The 9,860-nt window shown below is 47.1% G+C and carries 10 protein-coding genes; 2 read left to right on the top strand and 8 right to left on the bottom strand.

Features of this window, described 5'->3' with window-relative positions; genetic code table 11:
- Positions 1 to 246: 246 nt before the first annotated feature.
- Positions 247 to 876 carry a superoxide dismutase gene (locus ACLROL_RS02140; RefSeq protein ID WP_413067256.1) on the top strand — a complete coding sequence of 210 codons (630 nt, stop codon included), beginning with the start codon at positions 247 to 249 and terminating at the stop codon, positions 874 to 876.
- Between the two features lie 132 nt (positions 877 to 1,008).
- Here ACLROL_RS02140 and ACLROL_RS02135 read toward each other — a convergent pair whose 3' ends face one another.
- The 8 genes from ACLROL_RS02135 to ACLROL_RS02100 all read right to left on the bottom strand — a co-directional run bounded on the left by ACLROL_RS02135 (position 1,009) and on the right by ACLROL_RS02100 (position 8,570).
- A complete protein-coding gene (locus tag ACLROL_RS02135; RefSeq protein WP_413067255.1) occupies positions 1,009 to 1,953 on the bottom strand; it encodes a transketolase family protein in 945 nt (314 codons plus the stop codon).
- Positions 1,941 to 2,777: a transketolase gene (locus ACLROL_RS02130; protein WP_087202873.1), complete on the bottom strand. Its 837-nt coding sequence runs from the start codon at positions 2,775 to 2,777 to the stop codon at positions 1,941 to 1,943. Before ACLROL_RS02130 ends, ACLROL_RS02135 begins: the two co-directional genes overlap by 13 nt.
- Positions 2,778 to 2,851: 74 nt before the next feature.
- On the bottom strand, positions 2,852 to 3,505 hold the full coding sequence (gene fsa, locus ACLROL_RS02125) for a fructose-6-phosphate aldolase (protein ID WP_087202874.1): 654 nt from the start codon (positions 3,503 to 3,505) through the stop codon (positions 2,852 to 2,854).
- A 265-nt stretch (positions 3,506 to 3,770) separates the two neighbouring features.
- Complete coding sequence (locus ACLROL_RS02120) at positions 3,771 to 4,862, bottom strand: LacI family DNA-binding transcriptional regulator (RefSeq protein ID WP_087202875.1); 1,092 nt, start codon at positions 4,860 to 4,862, stop codon at positions 3,771 to 3,773.
- 41 nt (positions 4,863 to 4,903) lie between these two features.
- Positions 4,904 to 5,500: a recombination mediator RecR gene (recR, locus tag ACLROL_RS02115; protein WP_087202876.1), complete on the bottom strand. Its 597-nt coding sequence runs from the start codon at positions 5,498 to 5,500 to the stop codon at positions 4,904 to 4,906.
- Positions 5,501 to 5,517: 17 nt separating this feature from the next.
- Positions 5,518 to 5,871, bottom strand: coding sequence for a YbaB/EbfC family nucleoid-associated protein (locus ACLROL_RS02110; protein WP_087202877.1), 354 nt, complete (start codon positions 5,869 to 5,871; stop codon positions 5,518 to 5,520).
- 13 nt (positions 5,872 to 5,884) lie between these two features.
- Positions 5,885 to 7,459, bottom strand: a complete 1,575-nt coding sequence (gene dnaX, locus ACLROL_RS02105) for a DNA polymerase III subunit gamma/tau (RefSeq protein WP_087202878.1) — start codon at positions 7,457 to 7,459, stop codon at positions 5,885 to 5,887.
- A gap of 25 nt (positions 7,460 to 7,484) precedes the next feature.
- Positions 7,485 to 8,570 (bottom strand): 6-phosphofructokinase, encoded by a 1,086-nt coding sequence (locus ACLROL_RS02100; RefSeq protein WP_087212917.1) that lies wholly within the window; start codon positions 8,568 to 8,570, stop codon positions 7,485 to 7,487.
- Positions 8,571 to 8,803: 233 nt separating this feature from the next.
- On the opposite strand from ACLROL_RS02100, the gene ACLROL_RS02095 reads away from it, so the two are divergent.
- On the top strand, positions 8,804 to 9,667 hold the full coding sequence (locus ACLROL_RS02095; RefSeq protein WP_087202880.1) for a methionyl aminopeptidase: 864 nt from the start codon (positions 8,804 to 8,806) through the stop codon (positions 9,665 to 9,667).
- Positions 9,668 to 9,860 lie beyond the last annotated feature (193 nt).

Here is a 9,860-nt window from a genome sequence, read left to right as displayed (position 1 = left end):
ATGGATTGTGGCACTCATTTTTCTTTTCAACTGTCAAAGATGGGATTATATCACAATTTCCCGCGCTGATGCACACGTTTTCTGATAATTTATTCAAAATCTTTTCCAAAATCTCTACTGGAGACTTCCATAAAAAATGTTGTCATTTCTTTCTAGGCACAGGACTATATTTCAATATAAGAATACAGTGAGTCTGGCTGTACTGATTTCAGAGCAGCCAGCCGCAGGATCAGGAGGCTGCAAAACATGATAACAGAGCTTACATACCCTTTTTCCCTTCCGCCGCTCCCTTATTCATACGATGCTCTGGAGCCATATATCGATGCGGAGACAATGCATTTTCATCACGACAAACATTTCCAGACATACATTGACAACCTGAATACGGCTCTCAAAGATTATCCGGAATATCAGTCGCACACACTGACTCAGCTTTTGACCGAACTTGACAGGCTGCCCCCGGAGCTTCAGACTGCCGTCCGAAATAACGGGGGCGGAGTGTATAACCACGATCTCTATTTCGATCTTATGGCGCCGCCCGGGCAAAAAACAGCCCCTTCTATCCTGGACTTCTATGATGACGGGGAAGAGTTCTGGTCTGAGATGAAAACAGCGGCCCTTGGACAGTTTGGCTCGGGATTTGCGTGGCTTGTGACTGATCAGGATAATGATCTGCAAGTCCTGGCTCTGCCAAATCAGGATAACCCCCTCTCTTACGGCTATCAGCCAATTCTTCCTCTGGACGTCTGGGCGCATGCCTACTATCTGAAATACAAAAATCTGCGCGGAGACTATATCAACAACTGGTTCCACGTGATCAACTGGGCAGAGGTGGAGAAAAGAATCGCACAGTCGATGATTCCCTCCGCGTCCTGACAGCCCATCCCCACAGCACCAACCTGTCTTTCAGGAAAATCTGCTGACCATATGAACGCAAAAAGCCGTACCGGGGAAATGGTTCTTCTTTCCCCGATACGGCTGCATCTGCCTGCCATCTGCAGTTTTTTTCTATTTTCCAAGGAATGCTTTGACTTTCTTATAGATACTTTCGCCATCCAGCTCGTACTTTTTGATCAATTCTACTGCCGGACCTGATTCTCCAAATGTGTCGTTGACACCGATCTTCATTACTCTCGCGCATGCTTTCTGTGCCACAACGTCACACACAGCGCTTCCAAGGCCTCCGATAACGGAGTGTTCTTCTACAGTAACGATCTTTCCTGTCTTTTCCGCTGCCTTCAGCACAGCTTCTTCGTCAAGTGGTTTGATTGTATGCATATTGATCACTTCGGCGCTGATCCCTTCTTCTGCCAGCTTCTGAGCTGCCACGAGAGATTCATTTACTTCCAGCCCTGTAGCGATGATCGTCACATCTGTACCTTCTCTGAGTGTGATTGCTTTTCCAATCTCAAACTGATAATCCGGCGTGTCGTTGATAACCGGAACAGCCAGACGTCCGAAGCGGATATAAACCGGCCCTACATGTTCGTAAGCCGCCTTCACAGCTGCTTTCGCTTCAATATCATCAGACGGATTCAGGACAACCATGCCCGGTATCGTACGCATCAGAGCAATATCTTCGTTACACTGATGTGTAGCCCCGTCTTCTCCTACAGAAATTCCCGCGTGGGTTGCGCCAATTTTTACATTTAATTTCGGATATCCGATGGAGTTTCTTACCTGCTCAAAAGCGCGTCCTGCTGCGAACATCGCAAAGGAACTTGCAAAAGGAACCTTTCCTGTAGCTGCGAGCCCTGCTGCCACTCCCATCATATTTCCTTCTGCAATACCACAGTCGATATGGCGTTCTGGGAACGCCTTCTTAAATGTTCCTGTCTTTGTTGCTCCGGCAAGGTCTGCGTCGAGAACGATGACGTCATCATGTTCTTTCCCAAGTTCTACTAAAGCATTACCGTAGCTTTCCCTTGTTGCGATCTTCTTTACTTCTGACATAATGCTTCACCTGCTTTCTCTAAATCTTCCATTGCAACTTTGTACTGCTCTTCATTCGGAGCTGTTCCATGCCAAGAAGCCTGGTTTTCCATAAAGGAAACGCCTTTTCCTTTTACTGTTTTTGCGATAATGGCTGTCGGCACACCTTTTGTCTCGCGCGCCTCTTTAAACGCTGCTCTCAAAGAATCAAAATCGTGTCCATCCACATTGATCACATGGAAATTGAAGGCTTCGAACTTCTTGTCGATCGGATATGGTGAATTTACTTCATCAATCGGTCCGTCAATCTGCAGGTTGTTATTGTCCACAATGACAACAAGATTGTCAAGCTTTCTGTGTGCTGCAAGCATGGCTGCTTCCCATACCTGTCCTTCCTGGATTTCTCCGTCTCCTACCAATGTGTATACACGGTAGTCATCCCCGGAAAGTTTTGCGGAAACGGCCATTCCCACTGCTGCTGAGATCCCCTGTCCCAGAGATCCGCTTGACATGTCTACTCCTGGGATATGTTTCATATCCGGATGTCCCTGGAGATAGGAACCTACATGACGGAATGTTTTCAGGTCTTCTACCGGGAAAAAACCTCTGTTTGCAAGCGCAGAGTAGTATCCCGGAGATGTATGTCCTTTGGAAACGACCAGCCGGTCGCGGTCTGCTTTTTTCGGATCTTCCGGATCGATATTCATTTCTTCAAAGTAAAGATATGTGTAAATGTCTGCCGCAGATAAGGATCCGCCTGGGTGACCGGACTTTGCATGATAAACTGCAGTCACAATCCCTTTGCGGACTTCATTGGCAATTTTCTGTAATTCTAAATTGTCCATGACAATTCCTCCTGGTTGTTCTATGTTTTGTTTTCCGGCACAGGGGAGCTGTACCTCTATACCCATTCTTATGCCTATTCTCCGAATACCGCTTTATAATCTGCCTGGAATTTGGAGATTCCTGCATCTGTGAGCGGATGATGTGTCATCTGTTCGATTACTTTATACGGTACAGTCGCGATATCAGCGCCTGCAAGAGCACATTCTGTGATGTGGATCGGATTGCGGATGCTGGCTGCGATGATCTGTGTTTCGATTCCTGCCACTGCAAACATTTCCGCGATCTCCTCGATCAGCTCTGTCCCTCTCACAGAGATATCATCCAGACGTCCGACAAACGGAGATACATAAGTTGCCCCTGCCCTTGCCGCGAGAAGAGCCTGATTTGCAGTAAAGATCAGTGTCACATTTGTCTTAATCCCTTCTGCTGAGAGCACTTTTACCGCTTTCAGTCCCTCTGCTGTCATCGGGATTTTTACGACCATGTTCGGATGGATCTTGGCAATCTCACGTCCCTCCGCGATCATTCCTTCCGCATCTGTCGTCGTCGCTTTTACTTCGCCGCTGATCGGTCCGTCCACGATGGATGCGATCTCTTTAATTACTTCGTTGAAATCACGCCCTTCTTTTGCAATCAGCGACGGATTGGTCGTCACTCCGCAGATTACTCCCATGTCATTTGCTTTTCTGATATCGTCTACGTTCGCTGTGTCAATAAAAAATTTCATCTCAGGTTCCTCCTTGAATTTGTACTCGCTGTTTCTTAATTCTTATTATAAAACCTGAAAATGACAAGGTCAACCGCCACGTTTTTTATTAATAAAAATATTAATTAATAAAACAATATATTATCAATTCGGAGAATACAAATCATCACTATTCTTGTCTCTATTTTGTGAAAAAATAACTATTTTTACAACATCCTTCCCGATTTTTAACGTATCTCTTTGTCATATGAAACGCAATTTATTATTAATATTTTTCTCCAAACCATTAATTTATTTTTTTCGGGTAGGAAGTAGTTCCGCGCACGATCAACCTTGGCTCATACTCGACATGGTACGTGCTGACAGGCTCGATTTCCGAGTATCCGGCATTCTGCGTAGTAATCTTCTTCATAATGATGTCGCATGCGTCCCGGCCTTTAAAGACAACGAAATGCTCGATCGTCGTCAAAGATACTTTGTGAATCCGCGCAAACAATGTATTATCGCAGCCCATGACCGAAATATCGCCCGGCACCTTATACTTTTCATCATGAAGAGCATCCAATATCCCGAACGCGATCATATCATTGAGTCCCACGATAGCTGTCACATCTCGCTTTTCCGCCAGCAGCTCTTTTGTGAGATCGTACCCGATCTTATATTCCGAGTCGATATTCGGGACATTTTGATCCATTTCTTCTCCAGCCGCCTTGATGATAACCCGATCTTTCAATCCCTGCTTATCGAATTCCTTCAGGAAACCTTCGACCCGCTTGGAACGCTGTTTCTGACGGATGGTAAGAGGCGGAGCGATATAAGCGACATCCCGGTGCCCAAGCTCCAGCAGATGTCTGGCCATCAAACGCCCCAGCTTCGAGTTGTCAAGTTCTACTGCATCCACGTTGAGCTGTTCATTTTGATTGTTCACGATCACAATCGGGATCTTCTCCGAAAGCTTTTCGATGGTATCCATATAGCATCGGCTCGGATTGCACGTATAAATGATTCCAAGAGGCGAAATCTCGGGCATCATTCTCAGATACCGCTCCTCCATCTTCAGATCACGCTGGGTATTGCAGATAAACAGTCCGTACCCTGCCTCCTTCGCCCTGGACTCGATACCCTGCAGGAGCATTACGTAGTAAGGGTTTGTCAAGTTAGAGCAGAATACAACCAAAAGTTTCTCCCGCCGGTTTTCTTTTTTGATCTTCCTTTTTGGCGGCTGATAATTCATTTCTTTTGCTGCCCGCTCCACTTTTTCAACCGTCTCTTTTGAGAAGGAGACATTGTATTTTTGATTGAGGATCATGGAGACCGCGGACTGAGACACACCCGCCGCCCGGGCAATGTCTGTCGATGTCACTTTTTTCTTCTTCATTTTTCCTTTACAACAAAACGGAGGGAGACTCCTCCCTCTTTTTAAAGCTCCGTCCTTCCCTCCAAGGCTCTCAGAAGCGTCACTTCGTCAATGTATTCCAGGTCTCCGCCGACCGGCACCCCGCTGGCAATCCGGCTTACCTTGATGCCGACAGGCTTGATGAGCTTGCTGATATACATAGCCGTCGTCTCCCCTTCCAGCGTGGAATTGGTTGCGATGATCACTTCATCCACATCGCCTTCAAGCCGCATCATCAGCTCTTTGAGCCGAATGTCTCCAGGACCAATTCCAAGCATCGGCGAAATCGCCCCGTGAAGTACGTGATACACTCCTTCGTACTTTCCTGTTTTTTCATAGGCCGCCAGGTCTCTCGGGGTCTCCACGACCATGATCGTCCTGTGATCCCTGTTTTCGTTGCGGCAGATAGGACAGAGTTCATCATCAGTCAGCGTACAGCATTCTTTACAGTACCGCACGTTATTTCTTGCATCCACCATCGTCCTGGCAAACTCTTCTACCTGCTCTTTCGGCATATGGATGATATGGAAGGCAAGACGCTGCGCCGATTTTGCTCCGATACCCGGAAGTCTTGAAAGTTCCTCGATCAGACGGCTGATCTGGTTGCTGTAATATTCCATTTCCCATTCCTCTTGATCTAGAACATTCCCGGAATGCCACCGCCCATACCGCCTGTCAGCTTGCTCATGGCGGATGTGTTGGCTTCATCCACCTGGCGGAGCGCCTCATTTACCGCCGCAACGATCAGATCCTGAAGCATCTCGATATCGTCCGGATCAACAACTTCTTCCTGAAGTTCTACTTTCAAGATCTCTCTTTTACCGGAAACTGTCACTTTTACCGCACCGCCTCCTGCTGTAGCGGAAAATTCTTTCGTCTCCATCTCTTTTGCCTGTTCTTCCATCTGACGCTGCATCTTCTGCGCCTGCTTCATCAGATTTGCCATATTCCCCGGCATTCCACCGCCCGGAAAACCTCCTCTTCTTGCCATGATCGGTTCCTCCTTATTCTTCTACTGTGATATCCATATGGATAAGTTGTTCCAAATCCACAAAACTTTCTTCAAATCTGCGCCCCTGCTCCACTTTTCCGACTTCAATCTCTATCTGTCTTCCGGTCCGCTGAGCGATCAGATCACGTATTTCCTTCTTGTGATCCTCTGTCCCTACGACACTTGCCCCCAGATCATCCGGAAGGATGATCTGGAGCTGTCCCTGATTTCCGACGCTTAACCTCGCCTGCTTTAAGTATGTCTTTAACATGCCGGACGCCTCGTTTGCAATCATCCGGAAATTCTTTGCCACTTCGGTCACTTCTTCCGGGAGCGCCTTTGGGAGCTCAGGCTTCGCCGCCATCTCCGTTTGCGCAAACTCCCTTTTCACGCCTCCGTCTTCCCGTGAGACAACTTCCCGTTGTACCGGAATCCCTTTTGCCACTTTTTCTTCCAGAGCCCGTATCCGGTCAAGAAGCGTATCGTTTCTCGTCTCCATCTGTGGTTTACAGAGTTTGATGAGCGCCACTTCCAAAAGCACTCTTTTCTGTGTCGCATATTTCAGCTGCCCGCTCAGATCTGAAAAGATCCGGATATAGCGGATCAGCGCATCATTGTCAATCCTTTGTGCTTCTTCTTTCAACTGTGCCAGATTCTCCGTAGAGACATCAAGCACATCCTCCATATTATCAGAACTCTTTACTAATAGCAAGTTCCTTAAATACCATGTGAAATCTGCGGATAACTGAGACAGCTCTTTTCCCTGCATCACAAGGTCATTGACCGCCTCCAGTACCGCCTTCACATCCCGATCCAGAATCTTTCTCAGCAGTGCGCTGTAAACATCCGTATCCACAGCCCCAAGAACATCCAGCACCATATCGTATGTGAGTTTTTCTCCAATATGGAATGCAATGCACTGATCGAGGAGACTCAATGCATCACGCATAGATCCGTCAGCCGCCTTAGCTACATACCGGATCGCCCTTTCTTCCACTTCTACCTGTTCTTTCTCCATCAGCTCTCTTAGCCTGTCCGAGATCGTATCGATGGTAATCCTTCGGAAATCGTATCTCTGACATCTCGAAAGAATCGTAATAGGAATCTTGTGCACCTCTGTCGTCGCAAGAATAAAGATCACATATTCCGGAGGTTCCTCAAGCGTTTTTAAAAGCGCGTTGAAAGCCCCGATGGAAAGCATGTGCACCTCGTCGATGATATAGACTTTGTATCTTCCCTGTGCAGGGCGGTATTCCACTTCCTCGCGAATGCTGCGGATATTATCCACACCATTGTTGGACGCCGCATCGATCTCCACTACGTTCATATAGGTGCCTGCCCCGATATTCCTGCACATATCGCATTCTCCGCACGGACTGCCGTTGACCGGGTGCTCACAGTTTACCGCTTTTGCAAAAATTTTTGCCACTGTCGTCTTACCCGTGCCCCGCGTTCCGCAGAACAGATACGCGTGCCCGATCCTGCCTGCTTTGATCTGGTTTTGTAATGTTGTCACAATGTGGTCTTGTCCTTTGACATCCTCAAATTCAGATGGACGAAATTTTCTGTATAAGGCAGTATAAGACATTCTTTATTCTCCTTGTCTGTTTCTTTTACATTTCATCTCCGAAACTGATGCCGACCATTTTTGCTTCTTTGATAATGCCGGCTTTCGGGTCTACCGTCTTAAGTTTTCCCGCCACCTCTTTGAGCGGCACTTTACAGATCTTATCCTCTCTGATCGCTACCATGTAACCGAATTCCTTTTTCAGGATCATCTCCGCCGCTGCAGCTCCAAGTCTCGTGGAAAGGACACGGTCGTACGGACACGGGGAACCTCCTCTTTGCGTATGCCCCGGAACCGTGATGCGAACTTCCTGCGAACACTTATTCTGGATCTTTTCTGCCAGTTCATATGCCACAGAAGGATATTTTTTCTTCTTCTTTTCTTGAAGTTCTTTCAGTTTCTTCTTCGGCATTTCAGCTTCTTCTTTTGTGATAGCCCCCTCTGCCACAGCAATGATCGTAAAACGCTTTCCTGCATCCGCTCTTTTCTGGATTGATTTTACAACTACATCCAGATCATAAGGGATCTCCGGAAGCAGAACGATGTCTGCCCCTCCTGCAATACCTGCGTGGAGTGTGACCCAGCCCACTTTATGGCCCATGACTTCCACGATGAACACTCTGCTGTGTGAAGTAGCCGTTGTGTGGATTTTATCGATCGTATCTGTCGCAATGTCTACCGCACTCTGAAATCCGAATGTCATGTCTGTTCCCCAGAGATCATTGTCAATGGTCTTCGGCAGTGTCACAACATTGAGTCCCTCTTCCCGCAGAAGATTTGCTGTCTTGTGCGTTCCATTTCCTCCCAGCACTACAAGACAGTCAAGGTTGAGCTTATGATAAGTATGTTTCATCGCCTCTACTTTATCAATCCCGTCCTCTCCTGGTTCCCTCATCAGTTTAAATGGCTGACGTGATGTTCCGAGGATCGTGCCGCCGGTCGTAAGGATACCCGAAAAATCCCTGTCCGTCATCATCTTGAAGTCGGAGTAGATCAGTCCCTTATATCCATCTTTGAAACCGTAGATCTCTACATCCTTTACCTTTGAAAAAATCCCTTTTGCCACCCCGCGCATTGCAGCATTTAACGCCTGACAGTCGCCTCCGCTTGTCAGCATTCCGATTCGCAGCATATGCTCACATCCTTTCTTTTTTTTAGCAGTTACCGTCCGTCCCTGTGTCACACCGTATCCGAACCGTAACATATATTCTTATTATATCTTATTTTATGGGTGCTAACAACCGCGAAATGCGATATAATAATGGAGGAATATATTCAAAATAATCCCGTGGGCAAGAAAAAGACAGACTGCCTGCGGGCAGAAAAGCAGAGATACACAAATTCACAACAAAGGAGATTTTGCATATGGAACGAAATGAACCATGCTGGTGCGGAAGCGGAAAAAAATACAAAAAATGCCATATGGCGATGGACGAAAAAATCGCCCTTCACGCGGAGAATGGCGAGATTGTACCGGATCACAGCATGATCAAAACACCGGAACAGATCGAAAAGATCAGGGAGAGTGCAAAACTAAATACAGCTGTCCTTGATCATGTAGAAAAACATATCCATGCCGGAATGAGTACGGAGGAGATTGACCGGCTCGTATATGACTTCACAACTCAGCACGGCGGAATCCCTGCCCCTTTGAACTACCAGGGATTCCCAAAGAGCGTCTGCACTTCCATAAACAACGAGATCTGTCATGGCATCCCTGATGAATCCATCATCCTTCAGGAAGGAGATATCGTCAATGTGGATGTATCTACCATCCTCGATGGATATTTTTCGGATGCGTCCCGCATGTTCTGCATTGGGGAAGTCAGTGAACGTGCTTCAAAACTTGTGCGCGTCACAAAAGAATGCGTTGAACTTGGACTTAAGGAGGCAAAACCGTGGAACCACCTTGGAGATATCGCTCACGCCATCCAGGCTCACGCCAATGAAAATGGATATTCCGTTGTGGAGGAAATCGGAGGACATGGAATCGGCCTGGAATTCCATGAAGAGCCGTGGGTCAGCTACGTAACGCCAAAAGGGAGTGAGATGCTCCTCGTCCCTGGAATGATGTTTACGATCGAACCGATGATCAATGAGGGGGGACCGGATTTCTTTATCGACGAAGATAACGGCTGGACAGTATATACAGAAGACGACGGACTTTCCGCCCAGGTAGAATATATGGTGCTTATCACGGAAGACGGAGCCGAAGTACTGACAAAATAGGCTGTTGCTCATTTAAAGACCCTGCTGCATTGATGAAGCCGGGTCTTTTCTCAAATAACAAAAAACGAGTCAAAAAGTTTTCCTTTACAGAAAAAAGCACTGCCCTTCAAAGTAAAAGGCAGTGCTTTTCATGACATACAAAAAGCGGGTGATGGGAATCGAACCCACGTATCCAGCTTGGAAGGCTGGTGTT

The sequence above is a fragment of the Sellimonas sp. genome (assembly GCF_047234585.1).
Classification (GTDB): Bacteria; Bacillota; Clostridia; order Lachnospirales; family Lachnospiraceae; genus Sellimonas; species Sellimonas caecigallum.
This window is presented reverse-complemented; position numbering and strand designations above follow the sequence as displayed.

Excerpts from the sequence above, each read along its gene's own strand:
- ACLROL_RS02140 (WP_413067256.1), top strand. The coding sequence starts at position 247 with ATGATAACAGAGCTTACATACCCTTTTTCCCTTCCGCCGCTCCCTTAT.
- ACLROL_RS02135 (WP_413067255.1), bottom strand. The coding sequence starts at position 1,953 with ATGTCAGAAGTAAAGAAGATCGCAACAAGGGAAAGCTACGGTAATGCT.
- ACLROL_RS02130 (WP_087202873.1), bottom strand. The coding sequence starts at position 2,777 with ATGGACAATTTAGAATTACAGAAAATTGCCAATGAAGTCCGCAAAGGG.
- fsa (WP_087202874.1), bottom strand. The coding sequence starts at position 3,505 with ATGAAATTTTTTATTGACACAGCGAACGTAGACGATATCAGAAAAGCA.
- ACLROL_RS02120 (WP_087202875.1), bottom strand. The coding sequence starts at position 4,862 with ATGAAGAAGAAAAAAGTGACATCGACAGACATTGCCCGGGCGGCGGGT.
- recR (WP_087202876.1), bottom strand. The coding sequence starts at position 5,500 with ATGGAATATTACAGCAACCAGATCAGCCGTCTGATCGAGGAACTTTCA.
- ACLROL_RS02110 (WP_087202877.1), bottom strand. The coding sequence starts at position 5,871 with ATGGCAAGAAGAGGAGGTTTTCCGGGCGGTGGAATGCCGGGGAATATG.
- dnaX (WP_087202878.1), bottom strand. The coding sequence starts at position 7,459 with ATGTCTTATACTGCCTTATACAGAAAATTTCGTCCATCTGAATTTGAG.
- ACLROL_RS02100 (WP_087212917.1), bottom strand. The coding sequence starts at position 8,570 with ATGCTGCGAATCGGAATGCTGACAAGCGGAGGCGACTGTCAGGCGTTA.
- ACLROL_RS02095 (WP_087202880.1), top strand. The coding sequence starts at position 8,804 with ATGGAACGAAATGAACCATGCTGGTGCGGAAGCGGAAAAAAATACAAA.